Here is a 23855-nt window from a genome sequence, read left to right as displayed (position 1 = left end):
CGCTCAGGCCCGCCCCGGCGCCACCGCCTGCTCCGTGCGCGAGTCGTGCCCGATGATCAGCACCAGCACGAAGGCCACCACCGACAGCAGCGCGAGGAAGATCACCGCGTAGATGTCGTTGCCCATGCGGTCCTTCAGCGCGCCGAAGATCGTCGGGCCGATGTAGCCGCCGAGGTTGCCGATGGAATTGATCCACGCAATGCCTGCCGCCGCGGCGGTGCCGCTCAGGATGGCGGTGGGCAGCGTCCAGAAGGTGGGCAGTGCGCTGAAGATGCCGAAGGCGGCCAGCGTCACGGCGGCCATCTTGGGCACGGGCGAGCTGGTCTCCGCGGCCAGCACCAGGCCCACGAAGATGCACGCCAGCGGAATCAGCAGGAACCACTTGCGCTCCTTGCGCGCATCGGAAGCGCGCGTCCAGAACAGCATGGCGACGGCGCCGACCAGGTACGGGAACGCGTTGATGAAGCCGATCTGCACATTGCTCAGCCCGCCGAAGCCCTTGATGATCTGCGGCAGGAAGAAGCTCAGGCCGTACAGCGGCACGGTGATGCCCATGTAGACGAAGCCCAGCCCGATCACGCGCGGGTTCAGCAGCGACTGCTTCCAGGAGATCTTGTTGATCGACTCGCGGTTCTGGCGCTCGGCGTCCAGCGTGCGCTGCAGCCAGGTGCGTTCTTCGTCGGTGAGCCACTTGGCGTCCTTGGGGCCGTCGGGCAGGTACATCAGCACGAAGAAGGTCAGGATGAGCGAAGGCACCGCCTCCAGGATGAACAGCCACTGCCAGCCGTGCATGCCGCCGATGCCGTCCATGTTCAGGATGTAGCCCGAGATGGGCGAGCCGATGACGGTCGAGATGGGAATCGCGAACATGAACCAGCCCACGATGCGCGCGCGGTACGCCGCCGGAAACCACAGCGTGATGTAGAAGATCACGCCGGGGAAGAAGCCGGCCTCGGCAATGCCCAGCAGGAAGCGCACCACGTTGAAGCTGGTCGCGCCGCCCACCCAGGCCTGCGCCGCCGACAGGATGCCCCAGCTGAACATGATGCGGGCAATCCAGCGGCGCGCGCCGAAGCGTTCGAGCGCCATGTTGCTGGGCACCTCGAACAGGAAGTACGCAAGAAAGAAGATGCCGGCCGCGCTGCCGAACACGGCGGCGGTGAAGCCCAGGTCCTTCGACATGGCCGCGCCGGCGAAGCCGAGGTTCACGCGGTCGAGGTAGGCGATGAAGTAGCTGATCATCAGCAGCGGCAGAAGCCGCCAGCTGATCTTCGAGATGGTTCTCTGTTCGACGGGGTTCATGGTTGTCTCCGGTGTTGTGTGGATTGGTTTTTGTGGAGGCTGTCGCTGCGGGGTCAGTGGTGGGGTGATGGCTCCCGCTGCTGTTGCTGTTGATGTTGTGCCCGCATGACCTGGTGCCGCTGCCAGTAGTGGCCGGCCGCGGCCTTGAAGTGTTCCTTCTGCTTGCCCAGGCCGCCCAGCTTGACCTTGGTGGTGCGCGCGCCGCCGAGTGTGCGCTTGTCGTGGTGGGTGACGATGAGGGTGTCGCCGAAGCTGCTGTCCTTGTAGGTCAGGCCCTTGACCTCGTCCCACGGGATCGGCGCGGCGCCGTCGGCGCTCGGGTGCAGGCCGCTGTAGCTCACGTCGATGCGGTTGCCGTTCTTCAGCGCAAAGCTGACCGGCGGAAAGTGGCGCAACACCACGGCGCGCTCTTCCTCGGTTGCCGGCTCGTAGCGGTAGGCGAGGCTGAGCTCGTGGTTCTGGGCGAAGCGCTGTTCGTATTCGCTCCACATGCGCTGCTCGATGGCGGCGGCGGTCTCGATGAAGTCGGCCCACGAGGCCTGCGGCGCGGCGGCGACGATGGCGCCATAGGCGGTCTCGGGCACGTGGTGGCCGACGTTGCGCATGCGCTCCAGCAACGGCGGATGGCTGTCGTAGGGGTGCGGAACGCCGGCGGTCTTCATGGCCTCGATGAAGTCTTCCGAGCCGGCATACGGCGGCAGTCCGGCCGCCACGAAGCCGGCGATGCCCAGCGCGCCGTCGTGCCGGCGGTCATGCTCGAACAGCCTGCGCTCGACGTCGTTGCGGTAGCTGGCGTAGGCGGAGATCTTGATCAGCGACTGCACGATGGCGCTGGGCGCCGTGAGGCCGGCGGCCACGCGGTCGGCCCTGTGCTCGCGCTCGCGGCTGTCGCGTGCAAGGGCGAACGCGAAGATCATGCGGTACAGGCGCAGCAGGTAGTGCGCCACGATGGTCAGGCCGGCGCCGCGCATCTTCCAGGTGTACTGGTCGAACTGCAGCAGCTTGGGGCCGAGCGCCGCGCTGCTGCGGGTGTCGCCGCCGCCCAAGTGGGCCAGCTCATGCGCCAGCACCGCGTCGGCTTCGGTCTGGTCGAGCACGCGCAGCAGCGGAATGCTCACGAACAGCGTGCGGCCTTGCAGCGCTTGGCCGCGCACTTCGCAGGGTGCCTCGGTCACGAAGAAGTTGGTGTCGATACCCGCCACGATCTGGTCGGGCGGCGCGGTCTGAACGCGGGCGGCCAGCTGGCGGATGCGCTCCCACAGGCGCGGTGCATCGGCCTCGGCGACCAGCTCGCCCTCGATCTCGTTGTCGGAGGGCAGCTTCTTGAACAGCGTGTAGACGGCATAGAACACGGCCGCCGCTGCCGCGATGCCCGCGATGGCGATCAGCTTGATGTAGTAGCTGTGCCAGAAATAGGCGGTGACCCAGAACGACAGCCACACCAGCATGGCACCCTGCAGCACGACCTCGACGGCGCTCGACACCGTCATCAGCCGCCAGCCCGCGACGAAGCTGGCATAGCGCAGGCCGCGGTTGGCAAAGGCCAGCGCGCCCAGCACCAGCGCCGCCGCAAGCAGCGCGGCGCCGAGCCCGATGGTCCAGATGGCGGCGCGGTCGGCCCAGTGGAACTGCCACTGCATCGAATAGGGGCTGCAGACCTTGTCGTGGAAGTTCCTGTCTTCGGGCGACGTGGCGTCGCAGGCCTTGGAGAGCGGATGCGAGCGATAGAAGGCGGTGGCCTCGGCCTTGTCCTCGGGCGAAAGCCGGGCGTCGCCGGCGATGCGCTTTTCTATCGATTGAAGGAAGGCCGTGTCCTGCGAGCGCAGGGCGTATTCGGTGAAGACCAGCGTCGCGGCCGGAATGGCGAAGAGCGACACCAGCGTCAGCGCGAACACGCGCAAGAGATCGGTGCGGATCGTGCGGGCAAGAGCCATCGAAAACTTCTCCTGGAAAGCGATTGCTGTGTTTCGTTGTGGGGCGGTCCGGGGAAGCCGATAGCGTAGCGGGCGCGGCGCATGGAGTGAAGCGCCGCATGCGTCAAGCGGCCGCCGGCACCGACCAGCTACCGAATAAGGTTATCGCTTTTGAATACTTCCGCGCTCCGGGGCGCAGGTATAGCCTTCGTGCTCGCCCATGCCTGTCACCTCCGTCACTCCCTCCGTTTCTTCGTCCCGCACCGGCCCGTCTCCGGTCGCATGGATCGCCGGTGTCGGCGCCAGCGCCGGCCTGGGTGCCGCACTGGCGCGGCGCTTCGCGGCCGAAGGTTTCATCGTCGCGCTGACCGGGCGCACGCAGGCCCAGCTCGATGCGGTGGCCGCGGAAATCGTGGCGTCCGGCGGGCGCGCGCATGCGTTCGCGGGCGACGTGGCGAGCGAGGCCGAGATCCACGGCATTGCGCAGAAGGCGAGGGCGCTGGGGCCGCTCACCGTGGCCATCTTCAATGCCGCGAGCGCGGTGCGCGCGCCGACGCTGGAGCTTTCCGTCGAGCAGTTCACGCAGGCCTGGCGCACCAGCGCGCTGGGCGGTTTCATCTTCGGGCACGAGGCCTTGCGCGGCCTGCTGGCCAACAGCTTCGAGGCTTCCGGCTCGCAAGGGCGCGGCACCTTGCTTTTCACCGGCGCCACCGCGGCGCTGCGCGGCAAGCCGCCGTTCGCGGCCTTCGCGGCAGCCAAGGCCGCCTTGCGTTCGCTGAGCCAGAGCCTGGCGCGCGAGTTCGGCCCGCAGGGCGTGCACGTGGCGCATGTGGTGATCGACGGCGGCATCGACGGCGAGCGGCTGCGCACCGGCGCGCCGCAGCGCGTGGCGCAGGCCGGCGGCGACGGCCTGCTGCAGCTCGAGGCCATCGCCGAAAGTTACTGGCAGCTGCATGTGCAGCACCGCAGTGCGTGGACGCAGGAACTCGACCTGCGCCCCTTCAAGGAGCCGTTTTGATCAAGGCAAGAAGCAGCAGGAGCCAGACCGAATGAGCGTCGGATCGAACAGCCAGTTGCTGGCCGCCACGCTGCCGTCGGTGGAGGCGGAAGTCAATTACCTCAGGGCGGGCGAGGGCCGCCCGGTCAGCTACACCTTCGAGCCGCCGCCCGGCACGCCGTGGGTCACGGGCAGGCTGGAGCCGCGCCGCGTGGCCATCCGCGACGGCCGGCCGCTGGTGGCGCTGAACGAACTGTCGCTCGACCGCAGCGGCTTCACGCAGATCTCGCACCGCAGCGCGGTGGCCGACTTCTCGCACGACGCCACCATCCGCGACATCTACTACCGCGAGTCCGAGGCGCTGCTGCGCGACATCACGGGCGCCGAGAAGATCGTGGTGTTCGACCACACGCTGCGCGACAGCGCCCAGGGCTCGCGCCGCACGGCCGACCTGCGCGAGCCGGTGCGCCGCGTGCACAACGACCAGACTTTCGTCTCCGCGCCGCGCCGCGTGCGCGACCACCTGCCGCCCGAAGAAGCGGCGGAGCGCCTGAAGCACCGCTTCGCCATCGTCAACCTCTGGCGCCCGCTGGCCACGGTGGAGCGGCTGCCGTTAGCGCTGTGCGACGCGCGCTCCATTGCCTTGGAAGACATGGTGCCCGGCGACCTCGTCTACCCCGACAAGGTCGGCGAAATCTATTCATTCACCTACAACCCCGGCCACCGCTGGTACTGGTTTCCGCGGCTTCGGCCCGACGAGGCGCTGGTGCTGAAGATCTACGACTCGCGCGAGGACGGCACCGCGCGCTTCACCGCGCACACCGCCTTCGAAGACCCCGGCAGCGCGCCCGAAGCGCCGCCGCGCCGCAGCATCGAGCTGCGCGCGCTGGTGTTCTGGCCCGCCGGCAAATGAGCGCGGGCAGGCAACTGCGGCTGGGTGCGTTCATGCGCCCGGTGAGCATCCACACCGGCGCGTGGCGCTACCCGGGCGCGTGGCCCGATGCCAACTTCAACTTCGCGCGCATCAGGCAACTGGCGCAGACGCTGGAGCGCGGCCGCTTCGACGCTTTCTTCATGGCCGACCACCTGGCCGTGCTGAACATGCCGATCGAGGCGCTGCAGCGCAGCCACACGGTGACTTCGTTCGAGCCGTTCACGCTGCTGTCGGCGCTGGCGCAGCACACGCAGCACATCGGGCTGGTGGCCACCGCTTCGACCACCTTCGACGAGCCTTTTCACATCGCGCGCCGCTTCGCCTCGCTCGACCACCTGAGCGAAGGGCGCGCGGGCTGGAACATCGTCACCACCTCCAACCCCGACGCCGCGCTGAACTTCGGCCGCGAAGACCACATGGAACACGACGAGCGCTATGCCCGCGCCCGCGAGTTCTACGACGTGGTCACGGGCCTTTGGGACAGCTGGGCCGACGACGCTTTCGAGCGCGACGTGGAGAGCGGCCGCTTCTTCGACCCCGCGCGGATGCACGTGCTGAACCACAAGGGCAAGTACCTGTCCGTGCGCGGGCCGCTGCACATCGCGCGGCCGGTGCAGGGCTGGCCGGTGATCGTGCAGGCCGGCGCGTCGGAGCCCGGCCGGCAACTTGCCGCCGAGACCGCCGAGGTGGTGTTCTCCGCGCCAGGCACACTGGAGAACGCCAGGTGCTTCTATGCGGACGTGAAAGGCCGCATGCAGAAGATCGGCCGCGAGCGCGATCATCTCAAGATCCTGCCGGGCGCCTTCGTGGTGGTCGGCGACACGGTGGAGGAGGCCAGGGCCATCCGTGCCCGGCTCGACAGCCTGGTGCACTACGACAGCGCCATCGCCTCGCTCTCCGTCGCGCTCGGCCACGATGCCTCCGGGTTCGACCCCGACGCGCCCTTGCCCGAAGTGCCCGAGACCAACGCGAGCCAGAGCGGGCGCGAGCGCGTGATCGACCTGGCACGGCGCGAGAACCTCACGGTGCGCCAGCTGGCCCAGCGCCTGGGCGGCTACGGCGGCCTGGCTTTCGTCGGCACGCCGCAAAGCATTGCCGACGAGATGCAGGAATGGCTGGAGGCCGAAGGCTGCGACGGCTTCAACGTGATGTTCCCGTGGCTGCCCGGCGGGCTCGATGCCTTCGTCGACAAGGTGGTGCCCGAACTGCAGCGCCGCGGCATCTTCCGGCGCGAGTATGAAGGTCGTACCTTGCGCGAGAACCTCGGCCTGCCGCGCCCGGCCAACCGATTCTTTGCCCAGAATTAGCGCCGCCTGAGCGCAGACCCCACGGCTGCAGCGATTGCCGCGCTTGGCGACAATCGGGTCAATGCGTTCTTCTCCTTTCTTCAAGATGGCCCTGTTGCTGGGCCTGCTCTCGGCCATCGGGCCTTTCGCCATCGACATGTACCTGCCGGCGCTGCCGGCCATCGGCCAGAGCCTGCATGCCGACATCGGCGCGGTGCAGATGAGCCTCACGGCGTTCTTCCTGTCGCTCGGCGCGGGCCAGCTTCTCTACGGGCCGATCTCCGACATGGTCGGGCGCAAGCCGCCGCTGTACGCCGGGCTGGTGCTGTTCGCGCTGGCGAGCGTGGGCTGTGCCATGGCCACCGACATCCAGACGCTGATCGTGCTGCGCTTCGTCCAGGGCCTGGGCGCCGCCGCCGGCATGGCGATTCCGCGCGCGGTGGTGCGCGACCTGCACACCGGCACCGACGCGGCGCGGCTGATGTCGCTGCTGATGCTGGTGTTCAGCGTGTCGCCGATCCTTGCGCCGCTCGCTGGCAGCGCGGTCATCGCCTTCGCCGGCTGGCGTGGCGTGTTCTGGGCCGTGACCATCGCGGCGGTGGCGGGCCTGGCCATGATGGTCAAGCTGCTCGACGAGACGCGCCCGGCCTCCGAGCGCGTGGAAAGCAGTCTCGGCAGCGCGCTTTCGGCCTACTGGCTGCTGCTGCGCGACCGGCACTACCTTGGGCTGGTGTTCATCGGCAGCTTCGCGATGGCGGGCTTCTTCACCTACCTGGCCAATTCGTCGTTCGTGATGATCGACCACTACGGCCTGTCGCCCGCGCTGTACAGCGTGGCCTTCGGCGTGAACGCCGCCGCCTTCATCGCGGCGTCGCAGTTCACGGGGGCGCTGGGCGAGCGCTACGGGCTGGTCAACCTGGTGAAGTTCGGCGTGGTCTGCTGCGGCGTGGCAATGGTCGCGATGTTCGTGTACTTCGCGGCGGGCGGCGACAGCATCTGGGTGCTCATCGTCCTGTATTTCATCGCCTCGGGTTTCATGGGGCTGGTGATTCCGACCACCGGCGTGCTGGCGCTCGAGATGCACGGTGCCATCGCGGGCACCGCCTCGGCGCTGCTCGGCACGCTGCAGATGCTGACGGGCGCGCTGGCGATGGCGCTGGTGGGCCTCTTCACCGATGGCCGCCCGCTGCCGATGGTGGCCGGCATGGCCGCCGGCGCGCTCATCGCGCTGGTGCTGACCTGGCTCACGCTGGGCGGCGTGCGCTCCGAACCCGCCGCGCGGGCGCAGCAGGCCTGAGCGATGAACACCGTGCGCGCAGGCACTGCGCTTCCGGCGACCGAAGGCACACCGGGCCCGGTGCCCATCGACGGGCTGGCCCCGCGCGAGCGCCGCTGGGCGATGCTGGTGATCGTGCTCGGGCTGATCGTGTCGGTGCTCGACGGCACCATCGTCAACCTGGCGCTGCCGGGCATTGCGCGCGAGCTTCAGGCCAGCCCGTCGCAGGCGATCTGGGTGGTCAACGCGTACCAGATCGCCACGCTGGTCATGCTGCTTCCGCTGGCGTCGCTGGGCGACCTGGTCGGCTACCGGCGGGTGTACCTGGTGGGGCTGGCGGTGTTCACGCTGTCGTCGCTGGCCGCCACCTTCGCCAATTCGCTCGCCACGCTGACCGCCGCGCGTGCCTTCCAGGGGCTGGGCGCGGCCGGCATCATGAGCGTGAACGCTGCGCTGGTGCGGCTGACGTACCCCTCGTCGCAGCTGGGCAAGGGCATGGCGCTGAATTCGCTGGTGGTGGCCACCTCGTCGGTGGCCGGGCCTTCGGTGGCGGCGGCGATTCTTTCGGTGGCTTCTTGGCCGTGGCTCTTTGCCATCAATGTGCCGCTGGGCATCGTGACCTTCGCGCTGGGCATGCGGGCGCTGCCGTTCAACCGGGTGGCGCCGGCCGCCGGCCTGCGCTTTTCTCCGGTGGACGTGGCGCTCAACGTGCTGATGTTCTCGCTGGTGTTCCTGGGGGTCGACCGGCTGGGCGTGCGTGAGGGCGGGGTGCAGGGCGCCGGCGGCTCGCAGGCCTCGGCCTGGGGCATCCTGCTGGCCGGGCTGGCGGTGGGCTTCGTCTACCTGCGGCGGCAGCGCAGGCAGGCAGTGCCGCTTTTCCCCATCGACCTGCTGCGCATTCCGGTGTTCGCGCTGTCCATGGGCACTTCGGTGGCGGCTTTCTGCGCTCAGATGCTGGCGTACATCGCGCTGCCGTTCCTGCTGCTCGACGCCTACGGCCGCAGCCACATCGAGGCTGGACTGCTCATCACCGCGTGGCCGCTGGGCATCGTGGTCATGGCACCCATTGCGGGGCGGCTGATCGGGCGCTACCCCGACGGGCTGCTGGGCGGCATCGGCCTGGCTTTGCTGGCCGGCGGCCTGGCGCTGCTGGCGGCTCTGCCGGCTCACCCGGGCAATGCCGACATCGCCTGGCGCATGGCGCTGTGCGGCCTGGGCTTCGGGCTGTTCCAGTCGCCCAACAACCACACCATCGTGACCTCGCCGCCGGCGCACCGCAGCGGTGCGGCCAGCGGCATGCTGGGCACGGCCCGGCTGACGGGGCAGACGCTGGGCGCCGTGGTGCTGGCGGCGGTCTTCAGCCTCTGGAGTCCGCACGGCGGCCACGGCCCGGTGGTCGCGCTGGTGCTGGCGGCGTGCTGCGCGGCGGTGGCGGCGGTCTTCAGCAGCTTGCGCCTCAAGACGACAAAACCGGGCGGCTGAATGAGTTAGGGTGCTGACCTATGAAGGAAGTACCTGACACGGTGGTCTGCCCCGGCTGCGACGCGATCTACAGCCGCGCCCCGCTGCACCCGCGCGACGTGGCGCATTGCCCGCGCTGCGGCACCGAGCTGGCGCGGCACCCCGGCCAGCAGCAGCGCCGCATCCTTCCGCTGACGGTGGCCTGCCTGATCATGTTCGCCATCGCCAACCTGTTTCCCATCGTCGAGATCGAGCTGCAGGGCCTGCGCAGCCAGACCACGCTGGCCGGCGCGGTGGTGGCGCTGACCGCCGAGGGCATGTCGGTGGTGGCGCTGCTGGTGCTTGCCACGACCATTCTTTTTCCGTTCCTGCAGCTGTGCATCCTGGCCTACCTGCTGGTGCCGCTGAGCCGCGAGCGCCGGCCGGCTGGCTTCGCGCTGCTGGTGCGGGCGATGCAGTCGCTGCGGCCCTGGGGAATGATCGAGGTGTTCCTGCTGGGCGTGCTGGTGGCCATCGTCAAGCTGTCGAGCATGGCCACGGTGGTGCCGGGGCCGGCGCTCTGGGCCTTCATGGCGCTCACGGTCATGCTGACGGCGGTGCTCTCGTTCAACCCCGGCGCGTTCTGGGAAATGACCTTCCGGCCGAAGGCGCCCGATGCCGGCGCGGACGAGGGCGGGGCCTCCGCATGAAGTTTTTTCCCTTTCGCAGGGCCGCCCGGGAAGAGCACGCCCACTACGGCCACGAGGACGATGACGCCCCGGTCGCCACCGCCGCGTCGCTCGGCCTGATGGCCTGCCGGCACTGCGGCGCGGTATGGAAGGACGCGCAAGAGGGCGAGGCCTGCGGCCGGTGCGGCACCCGTCTGCACACGCGCAAGCCGCAGAGCCTGAACCGCACCTGGGCCTTCCTGATCGCGGCCTGCATGATGTACATACCGGCCAACCTGCTGCCGGTGATGATCACGCGCACGCTGTTCGGCGCGCAGTACGACACCATCCTGAGCGGCGTGATCTATTTCTGGGTGTCGGGCGCCTACGGGCTCGCTGCCATCGTCTTCATCGCCAGCTTCCTGGTGCCGCTGTTCAAGCTCGCGGTCCTGCTGCTGCTCGTGGTGCTGGCGCAGCGGGGCAGCACCTGGCGCCAGCGCGAGCGGGCAAGGCTTTATCACATCATCGAGGTCATCGGCCGCTGGTCGATGCTCGACGTGTTCGTGGTGTCGCTGCTGACCGGGCTGGTGCAGATCCAGGGTTTCGCGGTCATCACCGCGGGCGTGGGCATCGCGGCCTTCGGGTCGGTGGTGGTGCTCACGATGCTGGCTTCGCTGAGCTTCGATCCGAAGCTCACCTGGGACAGCAAGGAAGAGCAGGCCCTCGCCGAGGGCCGGGACGTTCCGCAGGAACATGGCAAAAGGGACGAGAAACCAGCATGAGTGAACCAGAGCAACCGCAAGACGACAAACCGGCGCCACCCGCGCTCCCCAGGCCTCGCGTGGCGCGACGGCGCGAGTGGCTGCCATCGCTGATCTGGCTGATTCCCATCGTCGCGGCGCTGGTCGGCATCACGCTGGTGGCGCGCATCCTGATGGAGCGCGGCCCCGAGGTGGTGCTGACCTTCAAGACCGCCGAAGGCCTGGAGGCCGGCAAGACCGCCGTCAAGTACAAGGACGTGCAGATCGGCCTCGTCACGCGCCTGCGGCTGGCACGCGACCGCTCGCACGTGCGCGTGCTGGTGCAGTTCAACAAGGATGCCGAGAGCTTCACCGCATCGGACTCGCGCTTCTGGGTGGTGCGCCCCCGGCTGGACACCTCGGGCATCTCGGGGCTGAACACCTTGCTCTCGGGGGCCTACATCGGTGCCGACGCGGGCGTGTCGAAGGAAACCTCGGGTGAATTCACCGGGCTCGAAACCCCGCCCATCGTCACGCGCGACGACTCGGGCCAGCAGTTCCTGCTGCGCGCCAACGACATCGGCTCGCTGGACGTGGGCTCTCCTGTGTATTTCAGGCGTGTCAAGGTCGGGCAGGTGGCCGCCTACGAACTCGACGGCGACGGGCGCGGCGTGACCATTCGCGTGTTCATCAATGCGCCCTACGACAAGTTCGTCGGCATGAACACGCGCTTCTGGCAGGCCAGCGGCATCGACGCGCAGCTCAGCGCCAGCGGCTTCACGCTGCGCACGCAGTCGCTCGCAACCATCTTGCTGGGCGGCATTGCGTTCCAGGCGCCGGACGACGCGATGGGTCCGTTGGCCAAGGCCAACGCATCGTTCACGCTGGCGCAGGACGAGGCCACGGCCATGAAGGAACCCGACGGCCCCTCGCAGACGCTGCTGATGTACTTCAACCAGTCGCTGCGCGGCCTGACGCCGGGCGCGCCGGTCGACTTCCGCGGCGTGGTGATCGGCGAGGTCAAGTCGATCGGCGTGGAGTTCGACCGCGCCGAGCGCGAGTTCCGCATGCCGGTGCTGGTGCAGGTCTACCCCGACCGGCTGCGCCGCAGGGAGAACCACGGCAACGCCGAAGCCACCGAATCGCGCTCCACGCAGCAGGAGCGATTGCGCTTCCTGGCGGAGAAGGGCCTGCGCGCCCAGCTGCGCAACGGCAACCTGCTGACCGGGCAGGTCTACGTGGCGCTCGACTTCTTCCCGAAGGCGCCGGCGGCCAGGATCGACGTGACGAAGAACCCGATCGAGCTGCCCACGGTGCCCAACAGCCTCGACGAGATCCAGTCGCAGGTGCAGGAAATCGCGACCAAGCTCAACAAGGTGCCCTACGAGCAGATCGCGGGCGACCTGCGCACCACGCTCGCCACGCTCAACAAGACGCTGACCGCCGCCGAGCAGACGGTGAACCGCATCAACAGCGACGTGACGCCTGAACTGGCCGCGGCCATGAAGGACGTGCGCAAGACCGTCAACACCGCGGAGCGCACGCTGGCCGACGACTCTCCGCTGCAGCAGGACATGCGCCAGACGCTGCGCGAACTGACGCGCGCGGCCGGCTCGGTGCGCGTGCTGACCGACTACCTGGAGCGCCACCCTGAATCGCTGCTGCGCGGCAAACCGGACGACAAGAAATGAAGCTGAAACTTGCATTCCTCGCACTGGCGGCCGTGCTCGCGGGCTGCGCCAGCAAGCCCGACAACTACTACACGCTCGCCAGCCCGGTGGCCGCGGCCGACGCGGCGCCCTCCACATTGGGCGGCGCGGCGCCGCTGTACATCGAGCTGGCGCCGGTGGCCGTGCCCGAACGCCTGGCCCGTCCGCAGATGGTGGTGCGCCAGCCCAACGGCAGCGTGCAGGTCGAGGTGCTGGAGCAGCACCGCTGGGCCTCGTCGTTCGAGAACGAACTGCGCGACGCACTGGCCAGCGGCATCGCCGGGCGGCTCGGTGCGCTCGACGTGACCAAGGGCGGCCGGCAGACATCGCAGCCGGTGTGGCGCATCGCGGTGCAGTTGCAGCAGTTCGACGCGGTCGACGGCGGGCGTGTGGACGCCGGCTTCAGCTGGACCCTGCGGCGCTCCGACGAAGCCCGCACGCTGGTGTGCCAGCTGAACCTCGGCGAAGCCGTGGGCAGCGGCATGGACGCGGTGGCGCGCGGTGCGCAGCGCGTGACCGCCGCGGCGGCAGCGGCCATGGCGCGCAGCGTGGACGCCGCGCGCGCGAATCCGTCGGCCACCACCTGCGCGAGCTGACCCTGCCTTTCTCCCTCCCCCTCTGGGGGAGGGCAGGGGTGGGGGCATCACGGCGTCTGCAAGAACATGGCGTATCGTGCCGGGGCAGCCCCCATCCCGACCTTCCCCCGGAGGGGGAAGGAGCAAGAAAGGAGACCCCATGGCACAGATCGGCAAGGCGCCCTGCGACGACACGCTGATCCTGCACGGAGCCAGGCCGCAGGATGGCACCTGCCCCGAAGCCTCCAAGCCCTGGGTGCTGGCCGCCGCCATCGTCGGCTCCAGCATGGCCTTCATCGACGGCACCGTGGTCAACGTCGCGCTGCCGGCCATCCAGTCCGACCTGCATGCCACCGCCTTCCAGGCGCAGTGGGTGGTCGAGTCCTATGCCTTGCTGCTCGCCGCGCTGCTGCTGGTGGGCGGCGCGCTGGGTGACCTCTACGGGCGACGCCGAATCTTCGCGATCGGCGTGGGCCTCTTCGCCTTGTCTTCGGTGGCGTGCGCGCTCGCGGGCAGCGTGCAGCAGCTCATTGTGGCGCGGGCGGTGCAGGGCATCGGCGGCGCGCTGCTGGTACCGGGCAGCCTCGCGCTCATCAGCGCCGCCTTTCCCGAGAAGGAACGCGGCAAGGCCATCGGCACCTGGTCGGGCTTCAGCGGCATCACCGCGGCGGTGGGGCCGGTGCTCGGCGGTTTCCTGGTCGACCACTTCTCATGGACCTGGGCCTTCCTCATCAACCTGCCGATGGCGCTGCTGGTGCTGTGGATCGTGTGGCGCCACGTGCCGGAAAGCCGCGGCGCCTCGGCCGGCGGAGGGCTCGACATCTGGGGCGCGCTGCTCGCCACTGCCGGGCTCGGCGGCATCGTCTATGCCTTCATCGAGGCGCCGACGCAGGGCTGGCGCGCACCGGCAGTGCTGGCTGCGCTGGCCGTCGGCGTGCTGGGCAGCGCGGGCTTCTTCTTCGCCGAGCGCAAGGTGCGCGCGCCGATGCTGCCGCTCGGGCTGCTGCGCATCGGCAATTTCAGCGGCGCCAACCTGCTGACGCTGCTGCTCTATGCGGCGCTGGGCGGCAGCCTGTATTTCTTTCCACTCAACCTGATCCAGGTGCAGGGCTACTCGGCCACGGTGGCCGGCGCGGCGCTGCTGCCGGTCATCTTCATCATGTTCGCGCTCTCGGGCTGGGCGGGGCAACTGGTCGACCGGTTCGGGCCGCGCATTCCGCTCGTCGTCGGGCCTTCCATCGCTGCCGTGGGCTTCGCGCTGTTCGCGCTGCCGGGCGTGGGCGCGAGCTACTGGAGCGGCTTCCTGCCGGCCGTGGTGGTGCTGGGGCTGGGCATGGCGGTGACGGTGGCACCGCTCACGACCACGGTCATGAACGCGGTCGGCCCCGACCTGGCGGGGGTGGCCTCGGGGGTGAACAACGCGGTGTCGCGGGCGGCGGCGGTGCTGGCGATCGCGGTGTTCGGCGCGGTCATGGCGGGCGTGTTCGACGTGGCGCTGGCGGATAGGCTGCGCGAGATGGGAGCGTCGGCGCAGGTGTCGGCGTTCCTCGAGGGCGAGCGCAGCAAGCTGGCCGGCGCGGCGCTGCCGCCGGGTGTCGATGCGGCCACGGCGGCGGCGCTCAAGCGGGCCGTGGCCGAGTCTTTCGTGGCCGGGTTCCGGTGGGTGATGCTGCTGGGTGCGGGGCTGGCGGTGTTGAGCGCTGCCAGTGCATGGTTGATGATCCGGCGCACGGAACCTTGAGCAAGGAGACAGTCCGGTGCAGGAAGAACAACACGTCGACGTATTGATCGTCGGCGCCGGCCTCTCGGGCATCGGCGCCGGCTATCACCTGCAGGCCAACTGCCCGGGGCGCAGCTACGCGATCCTCGAAGGGCGCGAGCGCAGCGGCGGCACCTGGGACCTGTTCCGCTACCCGGGCATCCGCTCGGACTCCGACATGTACACGCTCGGCTATTCGTTCCGGCCGTGGACGCAGGCCAAGTCCATTGCCGATGGCCCGTCGATCCTGAAGTACGTGCGCGAGACGGCGCAGGCACATGGCATCGACCGGAAGATCCGCTTCGAACATCGCGTGGTGCGCGCCTCGTGGTCGATGCCTGAAGCACGGTGGTGGGTCGACGTCGAGCGCGGCCCCGGGCGCGAGCGGCTTCGCATGAGCTGCAACTTCCTCTTCATGTGCAGCGGCTACTACAACTACACGGCCGGCTACACGCCGGAGTTCGCGGGCGCCGCCGACTACACCGGCCGCATCGTCCATCCGCAGCACTGGCCTGATGACCTGGACTACGCCGGCAAGCGCGTGGTCGTGATCGGCAGCGGCGCCACCGCCATGACGCTGGTGCCCGCGCTGGCGAAGACTGCCGCCCATGTCACGCTGCTGCAGCGCTCGCCGACCTACGTGGTGTCGCGCCCGGCCGAAGATCCGCTGGCCAACCGGTTGCGGCGCCTCTTGCCGGCACGCACGGCGTATGGCATCACGCGGTGGAAGAACGTGCTGCTGAGCATGCTGTTCTTTCGTCTTGCAAAGCGCAAGCCGCAGAGCATCAAGCGGATGATCCTGGGCGGCGTTCGCCAGGCGCTGGGGCCGGACTACGACATCGCCACGCACTTCACGCCGCGCTACAACCCGTGGGACCAGCGGCTGTGCCTCGTGCCGGATGGCGACCTTTTCGCGGCGCTGAAGGCGGGCCGGGCGTCGATGGTCACCGATCACATCGACCGCTTCACGCCGCGCGGCATACGGCTGGAATCGGGCAGAGAGCTGGAGGCCGACCTGATCGTCACCGCCACGGGTCTCGACCTGCAGGTGCTCGGCGGCGTCGCGCTCGATGTCGACGGCGTTCCCGTCGATCCCGCCGCGACCTTCAACTACAAGGGAATGATGTACAGCGACGTGCCCAACCTCGCGTCGTCGTTCGGCTACACGAATGCCTCGTGGACCCTGAAGTGCGACCTGACCTGCGAATACGTCTGCCGGCTGCTCAACCACATGGAGAGACACGGCTGGCGGCAGTGCACGCCGCGCAATACAGACCCCGCGCTGGTGGCCGAGCCGTGGCTCGATTTTTCTTCGGGGTATGTGCAGCGCTCGATCGGCAAATTCCCGAAGCAGGGGTCGCGCGCGCCGTGGCGGCTGTACCAGAACTACGCGCGCGATCTGATGAGCCTGCGCTTCGGGTCGGTGGTGGATGGGGTGATGGAGTTTTCGAATCCCCGCAGGGGCGTCTAGGCCGCGGGCATGTGCGCGGGCGAGAGCAGTGTGTCGAGCTCCGCCCACAGCGGATCGCATTGCCCCGCCCTGAACGCTGCCGCCTTGAAGGTGGGGTGTTCGCCGTGATACGTCTCCCACAGCGTCCGGTGGCCGTCCGCCACGCAGGCCCGCACATTGGCAAGCCGGTCGGCTGCCTTCACCACAAGCGCCAGTTCCTCGTCGCCGGCCACTTTCGCCAGCGCCGCATAGGTCTTGGCCTTGCGCTCCTTGCGATTGGCGCCGGGCGCGTCGGTCAACAGCGCCACGCATCGGGCGACGAGGTCGCCGAAGCGCGATTGCACGTCGGCCACGGTGGCTGCGGTGTCTTCCACCACGTCATGCAGGAAGCCGACGACGCGCGCCTGCTCGCCGTAGGGCAACAGCAGGGCGGCGACGGCGTCGAGGTGGTGCACGTACGGGTGCACGCCGTATTTCTGGTCGCCGTGCATCTCGACGGCATAGGCGCGGGCGGCTTCGGGTGTCGACGGGTTGGTCGTGGTCATGGGCGTCCTTTGGTTTTCCATTCTGCCTTCGCGCGCGGGCCGGCAGGCGCTGGCCGGGTTGACAGGGCGTTCGCACCGCGCTGATATTGAACTCTCCGGTTCATCGTTGAAGCAAAGGAGACCCGCATGCAAAAGATCGTTCCCTGCCTATGGTTCGACCGCAACGGCGAAGACGCGCTGAAGTTCTACACCGGCATATTTCCGGACTCGCGCGTGACCGACAAACTGCTCTGGGGCGACACCAACCCCGCACTGAAGGGGCAACTGCTCACCGCGACCTTCGAACTCGAAGGCCAGGAGTTCATGGTGATCAACGGCGGGCCGCAATACAAGTTCACCCCGGCCATCTCGATGTACCTGCGGTGCAAGACCCAGGCCGAGGTCGACAACTACTGGAACAGGCTGCTCGAAGGCGGCGGCGAGCCGGTGCAGTGCGGCTGGCTCACCGACCGCTACGGCGTGTCCTGGCAGATCGTGCCCGACGGTCTGGTCCAGATGTTCCAGGACAAGGATGCGGCCAAGGCCGCGCGTGCGATGCAGGCGATGATGAAGATGGTCAAGCTCGACATCGCCGAGGTGCGCAAGGCCTACGACGGGGCGTGATCCGCCGCCGCCGTGGCCCTGCCGGCGGCTACACCAGGCGGTGGATCGCCTTCTTGCGCCAGACCAGCTGGTAGTACGCGGTCTGCAGCAGCAGCATCGCGCCGAAGGTCACGGGATAGGCGATCCAGATGCCGTCCAGCCCGATGCGGTGGCTCATGGCATACGCCACCGGCACCTCCACGCCCAGGATGCAGACGATGGAGATCAGCGTCGGCACCAGCACCGAGCCGCTGGCCCGCATGATCCCCGACAGCGCAGACGCCATGCCGAAGATCACCAGGCTCCACAGCATGATGTGCAGCAGCGTCTGCGCGATCTCGAGCACCGGCTCGCTCGTGATGAAGAACGCCATCAGGTGGCGCGAGAACAGGTAGCCCAGCACCACCAGGCTGCCGGTCAGCACGACGTTCATCAGCAGCGCAGTCTTGGCGATGTCGCCGAGCCGGTTGGCGCGGCCGGCGCCGATGGCCTGCGCGCCGAGGATCGACGCGGTGATGGCGATCGAGATGGCCGGGAACTGCACGTACGCCACCACCTGGTTCACCGCGCCGTAGGCGGCCGTGGCGCTGGAGCCGTAGCTGTTGACCATCGACAGCAGCACCACTTCGGCCAGCGCGACCACGATCATCTGCACGCCCGTGGGCACGCCGATCTTGAGCACCGCCTTCAGCAGCTGCGGCTGGATGCGCAGGTGGCGCAGGAACTCCGCGTCGGGCGCCAGCGGGCTCTTGCGCTGGCGCAGCCGGAAGCCGAGCCAGGTCGTCGCCACCGCGAACGAGAGCACCGAGGCCCAGGCGCCGCTCGCCACGCCCAGCTGCGGCAGGCCGCCCCAGCCGCGGATGAGCGCGGGCGTGACCACCAGCCCGATCAGCGTCGAGATCATCAGCGTGAGCAGCGGCGTGACGGTGTCGCCCACCCCGCGCAGCATGGCGGTGGCCAGCAGGAACACGAACACGCCCGGCATCGCGATCAGCATGATGCGGGCGTAGCGCGTGGAGTCGGCCAGCACGTCGGGCGGCGTGCCGAGCGAAGCCAGCATCGGCGTGGTGAAGGCACCGCCGAACACGGCGATGACGAGACCCGCCAGCACGCCCACGGTGAGCGTGGTGCCGGCCACGGCCTTGGCCTTGGCGGCGTCGCGCGCGCCCCAGGCCTGGCCGATCAGCACCGAGGCGCCGGCGCCCAGGCCGATGATGAAGGCGATGAAGAAGAACATCACCGGGAAGAAGCTCGACACGGCCGCCAGCGCGCTCACGCCGAGCATCTGCCCGACGTAGATGTTGTTGAGCGTGCCCGAAAGCGATTGCAGGATGTTGCTGAGCAACATCGGCGCGAGGAAGAAAAGAAAGACCTTCCACAAGGGCCGCGCGGCGCCGGCGGGCGCGACCGGCACGCCCTTCATGCCGCTGGGGCCCGTGGTGCCGGGGGCTTCAGTGGGTGCTCTCATTCATGGCTCCAGCCGGGCGCGGACAGTTCCTGCAAGTAGGCGCGCAGGTCGGCGGGCCAGGGTTCGATCAGGTGGCCGAAGCGTTGCTCCTCGCCGGCGAACAGGGCGCGCGTGGCTTCCTCGAAGCCGGGCAGGTTGCCTGCGATGGCGGTCATGACGCGGTAGGTGGTTTCGCGCGTGGCGCGCACGACGTCCCGGTCGGCGTGCACGCGGCGCGCTTCGTCGACCAGCTTGCGCAGCGCGACCGAGGCGCCGCCGGGCTGGCGGCCGAGCCAGTCCCAGTGGCGCGGCAGCAGCGTGACTTCGCGCGCGACCACGCCGAGCTTGGGGCGGCCGACGCCGCGCGGCGCTTCGTCGCGGTGTTCGGCTTCGGGGTCGGGCAGCTCGCGCAGGTCGAGGTCGAGCTGCGCACCGGTCTGGTCGTCGAACACGAGATAGGGTCCGGGGTCGTCGCGGCGACGAAGCTGCTCGAGCACTTCGGCTCGCGTGCCGCGTGCGATGCGCCGGAAATCGAAGAACACCGTGAGGATGGTGGGAGGGGTGTCTGGTGACATGCGGATGTTGTGTTTCCTGATTCCTGTCGAAAGAGGAGGCCGGGAGAAACGAGTTGCGTAATCTACCCGCTGCGGCGCCCACGTGTGCGTCGCGCTGTCCCTCCGGCATCTCTCATATCGCCCGCAGCACGGCGTGGGCGTCGGACAACTGCCGCTGATCGATGGCGCGGAGTGCCTGCCTGCAGTGCGCCTCGGCTGTGACGACCGCATCGCGCACCAGTTGCCGACCGCCGGAGCGAAGTGCGGCATGGCGGCGGTGGTCGGTGCCGGCACCGGCCACGCGTTCGGCCAGGCCTGTTTTCTCGAGCAGCAGCATCTTGCGGATCAGCGCTGACATCGGCAGCCCGAGCGTGCACGCCAGGTCTGCCATCGGCATGCAGCCTTGCTCCGCGCGCAGCAACAGATAGAGGAGGGTGAAGTCGGCGAAATTCAAGCCGTGGAAAGCACCGAGGTCGTCGTCCAGCTTCAGCGCCAGGCGGGCGTGGGCATGGCCGAGGTCCAGGCAGAAGGAGAGGGCGCTTGTTGTAGCCCTTCTCGCCGAAGCACTGCAGTTCCTCCTGCCAGAGCGCCAGCAGTTTTTCGAGCTCGGCCTTGCGATCGAAGGCGGGGTCGTCCTCGCGCTCCTTGACCAGGTCCATCACCTCGAAGCTGAAATGCGCCGCGCCCTGCGCGGCCCAGTCCTGCCCCAGGGGCTTGCAGCGGTGGGAGCCCAAGCCGAGCTCGAAGCGCGCACGGTTCATGGCGCCCTCGACGTCGAGGCTGCCGGCCACGTAGACACGGCCGCTCACCGTGTTTCGCACGACGAAGACGCCTGCCGGGCGCACGGATTCCTTGTATTGGCGGCTCAGCGCACGCCTGCTTTCGGGTGACAGGTTCATGTGCCGAATATTACCCGGATTAAATTAAATCAGCAATACACCCGGGTAAAACTAGATCAACCCCCTCTGAAGCGCCGCCATCCCCGAGCGATGCGTCCCTTGAGCGCACGCACGATCCGCCACGGCCGGCTCTGCCGAACGACCGTGAGCACCCGGTCTTTCCAGGCCTTCCAGCGCGGATACCAGCGCGCGAACCACGGAATGCGCATCAGCGGCCGCTCGACCAGCTGGAAGATCCGCGCCACGATGGCCGTGCCCACCAGCTTGGCGAGCACCAGCACGGTGAGCGCGGTGGCGGCATGGCCGCGGCTGAAGAGGAAGAGGGCGAGCACCTTCACCGGCAGCAGCAACAGCACCGGCACGAAGAAGGCCAGCAACGCGCCCCAGGGCGGCAGTTGGCGCAGCTGGTTTTCGAGGCGCGCCCAGAGGGGTAGCCGCGCGAGCCGAGCCATGAGCGCGGCCAGCGGCTCCCAGCCCCATTCCTCGAAAAGCAGCAGCGGAACGAGGAGCGCGGTGCCCAGGGCCCGCACAAGGGCACGGAGAACGCGCAGAAGGCTCGCGAAAGGTGTCATCCGTGAAGGTTAAGGCAAGGCGCGGCTCGCGCGGCGCCTGCCGCCGACCCTACTTGCGCGTCGGCAGGAAGAACAGATATTCGCCGCGGCCCAGCTCCGGCGTCACCTCGTAGCCGGGGCACACGTCGCCTTCGCACTGGATGATGACGACGCGCGGCCAGATGGTCGCCGCCGTCGGGTAGCCGGGCATGTACTGCGGCACATGCCACACGCCCAGGTCGCCCACCGGCTGGGCCCTGTCGGTGCCGGGCGCGTTCTGCAGGCCGCTGCCCATGTTCATGCGCTGGATACGCAGCGTGTCCAAGGGCGGCGGTGCGGCCGCCGCGGCTGTTGCCAAGCAACAGGCCGCCGTCCAGAGAAATACGGTCCTGGTCATCATGGACTCCGCGCGCTCACTGCGGGTACGCCGCTGATTGCGGCGCGGCGGCGATGTCGCCGACCGGCTCCGCCGACAGGATGCGCTGCGCGCGCAGGGCGGCCGCCACCTCATTGGCGTCGATGGCCGTCACCGTCGCGCTGGAGACCGGCATGGAGACCACGGCCGCAGGTTCGGCCGCAACCACCGGAGGCGCGGCCGGCTGCACGACCGCGACGGGTGCTGGTGGCGGGGCGGTCACGGGCGCCGGCGGTGCCATCGCCACAGGGGGCGTGGGCGCGGAGGCGACGGGAGCCGCAGGGGCTGCGGGGCGCGTAGAGGAAACCGTGGGCGCGCCCGCCGACGAGGCTTGCGGGCCGTAGGCGCTCACGCGTTCGTCCGCTGTCATCGATTGCGGGCACTTGGTGCCGGTCATCTCCAGCGCCGCCTGGGCCGCCGGGTCCATGCAGTCCATTGCCAGCGATGCCGCCTTCATGCCCTTGTTCCAGAGCTCGCGGCTCATCTTCAGGCGCTTGCAGTGCTCGTCCGTCCAGGTGGTGCCGAAACTGAGGCCGACACCGGGGCCGTTGGCGCTCGCGCTGGTGCTGCCCATGCAGGTGTCGTTGCTGGTGGTCAGGTTGGGGCCGTTGACCGACGGCACGTTCTTGATCGTGTAACTGCCACCGTACTCGACACCCGTCGTGCCGCTGCTGTTGACGTTCTGGGTGCTCGTCACGCTCGATGTGGTGTTCGCGGGGCCGGAGAACGTCACGGCCTGGTTGTTGCCCTGGGCAGAGGTGGTGGCCGAGCTGCTCGAGCCGTTGTTCGCGCCGCCTGCCGTCGTCTGACCCATTGCCGCCGCCGAGACCGCCAGCAATGCGAGGAAAAGCAATTTTTTCATTTTCTCAACTCCTTTGAAGGCCGGGGGAGGGGCCGAAGCCCCTCCCCATTTCCGAGTCCAGCAAACGCTACATCTGAAGTTCAGGGTGCCGATGCGGTCGCGGTGGAGCCGGCCAGGCCGCCGGTGCCGCCACCGTTGCTGAAGGTGCCGGCGTTGCCGAGGTGGATGTTCGTCACGCCGAAGGAGCCGCCGGTCGAGCCCGCGGTGGCCGACGTGGTGGTGCCGTTGACGAAGCCGTTGACGGCGCCGGAGGACGCGCTGTAGCCCGAGGTCGTGCCCGAAGTGCGGGTCACGATGGCCAGGCCGCCGCCAGGACCGGCAGCTGTCGCGGCCGTGTTGTTGGTGACCGAACTGGCGCTGCCGCCTGCACTGCCGCTGATGGGGTTCGAGCCGCCAGCGCTGTAGTTGGCGTTGGAAGCCGCGCCGGCATTGGCCGAAGCGTTGGCGCCGCCGATTGCGAGGCCGTTGCCCGTCGTCACGGCCATGCTGGTGACCGAGCCTTGCGTGGTTGCCGTGCCGCCGGCCGTTGCACCGCCGAGGCGGATGCCGGGGAAGCTGACTGCGCCGCCTGCTGCGTTGGCGCTGGCCGACGAGCTGGAATTGGCTGCGTTGTAGCTCAATGCACTGCCCGTGCCGGAACTGGCTGCCGTCGATCCAGCGGAGCTGGACGAGCCGGTGGACGTGCTTGTGGCGGCCAGTGCGGTCGTGCTGGTTGCCGAGGCAACGCTTCCAACCAGAACCACTGCGATGGCAATGAGAGTCTTCTTCATGATGCTTCCTCGAAAGTGTGTGAAACGAACCTGATCGCCGGACCATCCGGCTATCAACTAGCGGTCTGTGAACGCGGAATGAAATGTTTCCGTGGCGACCGGAAGGCAGTTTCAGCGTCGAGGGGGGATAGAAAAATGCCTCAGGCTGGGTAATGCGAGGCTATAGCGAAAGGAGTGGATGAGGCCTTGCGGAACAGGTGCCTGAAACCGCTTCCACTTGCGACGGAAAACCCGAAAAATACAACTTTCGTTGGACACCGGAGCAGACTCGCAACAGAATGCAACCAAAGTAAACAAAAAAACTTAGTTCGAGATTTTGAGTAGAAATGAATTAACTTTTGGTCACGAACACGGTAGTCCATTTGTCACAAAGGGGTTGGAATGGAAAGCGAACTCGACATTTCATTGACAGACATCGGAACTGGGGCTAGGAAATATGCCACCCCCGGACAGTTCGGCGGGCTGCTCGCACCGTCCGCCGACACACTTCCATGGCCTGACTTTCTGACCGGTCAGGAGACCAAGCCGGTGCGGGTTCTTCTGGTCGACGACGACCCCTTCGTGAGACGCGTCATCGCACAGGAATTGCTGAGCGACCTGCGCATCCAGCTCGAAGGCCAGGCAGGCACCCTGCGCGAAGGACGGCGCCTGCTCATGCAGCATGAATTCGACGTGCTGATGGTGGACATCCGCCTCGGTGACGGCAGCGGATTCGAGCTGATCGAAGAGGCCAAGAAACACCGCAGCGCGGCCGAGATCATCGTCATCTCGGCGCTCGAGGACGAACCCCAGGTGCTGCACGCCTTCGAGCTCGGCGCATCGGGCTACCTGGTCAAGAACGCGTGGTTCCAGAGCTATGCCCAGGCCGTGCTGCAGGTGGTCAACGGGGGCGCCGCCATCACCCCCCGGCTGGCCCGCCGGCTGCTCGTGCACCTCGATCACAAGCGCTCCAACGTCAACCCTGTGCGCCCGCCGGACAGCAAGGCGACGTTATCGGCACGGGAGCGCGAAGTGTTGCGACTTGTTGCGACAGGGTATGTCACCGAAGAGATCGCACTGCAGCTCACCATCAGTGCCCAGACGGTTAACGCCCACGTCAAGAACATCTACCGCAAGCTGCACGCACACACCCGGGCCCAGGCGGTGAGCTTCGCGTCCCATCGGGGCCTGCTCTAGGGGGC

24 protein-coding genes are annotated in these 23855 nt (G+C 68.3%); 14 read left to right on the top strand and 10 right to left on the bottom strand.

The features are described 5' to 3' along the window. Window positions 1-3: 3 nt before the first annotated feature. On the bottom strand, window positions 4-1302 hold the full coding sequence (locus QRN67_RS03725) for an MFS transporter (protein WP_106934449.1): 1299 nt from the start codon (window positions 1300-1302) through the stop codon (window positions 4-6). Between the two features lie 53 nt (window positions 1303-1355). Then, window positions 1356-3236, bottom strand: a complete 1881-nt coding sequence (locus tag QRN67_RS03720) for a M48 family metallopeptidase (RefSeq protein ID WP_285410557.1) — start codon at window positions 3234-3236, stop codon at window positions 1356-1358. A 199-nt stretch (window positions 3237-3435) separates the two neighbouring features. On the opposite strand from QRN67_RS03720, the gene QRN67_RS03715 reads away from it, so the two are divergent. From QRN67_RS03715 to QRN67_RS03665, 11 genes are all read left to right on the top strand, one after another. Continuing rightward, entirely contained in the window at window positions 3436-4233 is a 798-nt protein-coding gene (locus QRN67_RS03715; protein WP_285410555.1) for an SDR family NAD(P)-dependent oxidoreductase, read from the top strand. Window positions 4234-4264: 31 nt separating this feature from the next. Next, a complete protein-coding gene (locus QRN67_RS03710) occupies window positions 4265-5125 on the top strand; it encodes a CmcJ/NvfI family oxidoreductase (protein ID WP_285410553.1) in 861 nt (286 codons plus the stop codon). Next, window positions 5122-6453 (top strand): LLM class flavin-dependent oxidoreductase, encoded by a 1332-nt coding sequence (locus QRN67_RS03705; RefSeq protein WP_285410552.1) that lies wholly within the window; start codon window positions 5122-5124, stop codon window positions 6451-6453. The genes QRN67_RS03710 and QRN67_RS03705 overlap by 4 nt, the downstream gene beginning before the upstream one ends. Before the next feature lie 61 nt (window positions 6454-6514). Then, window positions 6515-7729, top strand: a complete 1215-nt coding sequence (locus QRN67_RS03700) for a multidrug effflux MFS transporter (RefSeq protein WP_172839891.1) — start codon at window positions 6515-6517, stop codon at window positions 7727-7729. 3 nt (window positions 7730-7732) lie between these two features. Then, window positions 7733-9190, top strand: a complete 1458-nt coding sequence (locus tag QRN67_RS03695) for an MFS transporter (RefSeq protein WP_155742583.1) — start codon at window positions 7733-7735, stop codon at window positions 9188-9190. A 20-nt stretch (window positions 9191-9210) separates the two neighbouring features. After that, a complete protein-coding gene (locus QRN67_RS03690) occupies window positions 9211-9858 on the top strand; it encodes a paraquat-inducible protein A (RefSeq protein ID WP_285410549.1) in 648 nt (215 codons plus the stop codon). After that, on the top strand, window positions 9855-10598 hold the full coding sequence (locus QRN67_RS03685) for a paraquat-inducible protein A (protein ID WP_285410547.1): 744 nt from the start codon (window positions 9855-9857) through the stop codon (window positions 10596-10598). Before QRN67_RS03690 ends, QRN67_RS03685 begins: the two co-directional genes overlap by 4 nt. After that, complete coding sequence (locus QRN67_RS03680) at window positions 10595-12247, top strand: PqiB family protein (protein WP_081269488.1); 1653 nt, start codon at window positions 10595-10597, stop codon at window positions 12245-12247. Before QRN67_RS03685 ends, QRN67_RS03680 begins: the two co-directional genes overlap by 4 nt. Further along, on the top strand, window positions 12244-12861 hold the full coding sequence (locus tag QRN67_RS03675; RefSeq protein WP_106934456.1) for a PqiC family protein: 618 nt from the start codon (window positions 12244-12246) through the stop codon (window positions 12859-12861). Before QRN67_RS03680 ends, QRN67_RS03675 begins: the two co-directional genes overlap by 4 nt. 139 nt (window positions 12862-13000) lie before the next feature. Further along, window positions 13001-14581: an MFS transporter gene (locus QRN67_RS03670; protein WP_285410545.1), complete on the top strand. Its 1581-nt coding sequence runs from the start codon at window positions 13001-13003 to the stop codon at window positions 14579-14581. A gap of 16 nt (window positions 14582-14597) precedes the next feature. Further along, entirely contained in the window at window positions 14598-16070 is a 1473-nt protein-coding gene (locus QRN67_RS03665) for a flavin-containing monooxygenase (protein WP_285410543.1), read from the top strand. On the opposite strand, the gene QRN67_RS03660 is transcribed toward QRN67_RS03665, so the two are convergent. Beyond that, window positions 16067-16594: an HD domain-containing protein gene (locus tag QRN67_RS03660; protein ID WP_285410542.1), complete on the bottom strand. Its 528-nt coding sequence runs from the start codon at window positions 16592-16594 to the stop codon at window positions 16067-16069. The genes QRN67_RS03665 and QRN67_RS03660 overlap by 4 nt on opposite strands. Before the next feature lie 126 nt (window positions 16595-16720). Here QRN67_RS03660 and QRN67_RS03655 point away from each other — a divergent pair, with 126 nt between their 5' ends. Further along, a complete protein-coding gene (locus QRN67_RS03655) occupies window positions 16721-17197 on the top strand; it encodes a VOC family protein (protein ID WP_081269493.1) in 477 nt (158 codons plus the stop codon). A gap of 28 nt (window positions 17198-17225) precedes the next feature. On the opposite strand, the gene QRN67_RS03650 is transcribed toward QRN67_RS03655, so the two are convergent. The 3 genes from QRN67_RS03650 to QRN67_RS03640 all read right to left on the bottom strand — a co-directional run bounded on the left by QRN67_RS03650 (window position 17226) and on the right by QRN67_RS03640 (window position 19631). Continuing rightward, window positions 17226-18599, bottom strand: coding sequence for an MATE family efflux transporter (locus QRN67_RS03650; protein WP_172839892.1), 1374 nt, complete (start codon window positions 18597-18599; stop codon window positions 17226-17228). 41 nt (window positions 18600-18640) lie between these two features. Further along, entirely contained in the window at window positions 18641-19198 is a 558-nt protein-coding gene (locus tag QRN67_RS03645) for a DUF2239 family protein (protein ID WP_285410540.1), read from the bottom strand. Window positions 19199-19310: 112 nt separating this feature from the next. After that, window positions 19311-19631 carry a winged helix DNA-binding protein gene (locus tag QRN67_RS03640; RefSeq protein ID WP_285410538.1) on the bottom strand — a complete coding sequence of 107 codons (321 nt, stop codon included), beginning with the start codon at window positions 19629-19631 and terminating at the stop codon, window positions 19311-19313. On the opposite strand from QRN67_RS03640, the gene QRN67_RS03635 reads away from it, so the two are divergent. Then, the gene (locus QRN67_RS03635) at window positions 19612-20067 is read left to right on the top strand and encodes a hypothetical protein (RefSeq protein WP_285410536.1); all 456 of its coding nucleotides are present in this window, start codon (window positions 19612-19614) and stop codon (window positions 20065-20067) included. The genes QRN67_RS03640 and QRN67_RS03635 overlap by 20 nt on opposite strands. Before the next feature lie 65 nt (window positions 20068-20132). Here the strand turns inward: QRN67_RS03635 and QRN67_RS03630 are convergent, their stop codons facing one another. The 4 genes from QRN67_RS03630 to QRN67_RS03615 form a co-directional block, all read right to left on the bottom strand. After that, window positions 20133-20648: a hypothetical protein gene (locus QRN67_RS03630; protein ID WP_081269498.1), complete on the bottom strand. Its 516-nt coding sequence runs from the start codon at window positions 20646-20648 to the stop codon at window positions 20133-20135. Window positions 20649-20697: 49 nt separating this feature from the next. Then, window positions 20698-20952, bottom strand: a complete 255-nt coding sequence (locus QRN67_RS03625; protein WP_234382573.1) for a hypothetical protein — start codon at window positions 20950-20952, stop codon at window positions 20698-20700. Between the two features lie 88 nt (window positions 20953-21040). After that, window positions 21041-21904: a hypothetical protein gene (locus tag QRN67_RS03620; protein WP_081269499.1), complete on the bottom strand. Its 864-nt coding sequence runs from the start codon at window positions 21902-21904 to the stop codon at window positions 21041-21043. Window positions 21905-21984: 80 nt separating this feature from the next. Beyond that, window positions 21985-22674 carry a hypothetical protein gene (locus QRN67_RS03615; protein WP_081269500.1) on the bottom strand — a complete coding sequence of 230 codons (690 nt, stop codon included), beginning with the start codon at window positions 22672-22674 and terminating at the stop codon, window positions 21985-21987. A 381-nt stretch (window positions 22675-23055) separates the two neighbouring features. Here QRN67_RS03615 and QRN67_RS03610 point away from each other — a divergent pair, with 381 nt between their 5' ends. Further along, a complete protein-coding gene (locus tag QRN67_RS03610) occupies window positions 23056-23850 on the top strand; it encodes a LuxR C-terminal-related transcriptional regulator (RefSeq protein WP_081269501.1) in 795 nt (264 codons plus the stop codon). Window positions 23851-23855: the final 5 nt, after the last annotated feature.

Source organism: Variovorax sp. efr-133-TYG-130 (genome assembly GCF_030208835.1).
Classification (GTDB): Bacteria; Pseudomonadota; Gammaproteobacteria; order Burkholderiales; family Burkholderiaceae_C; genus Variovorax.
The sequence above is the reverse complement of the archived record's forward strand: the minus strand, read 5'-3'. Positions and strand labels throughout refer to the sequence as shown.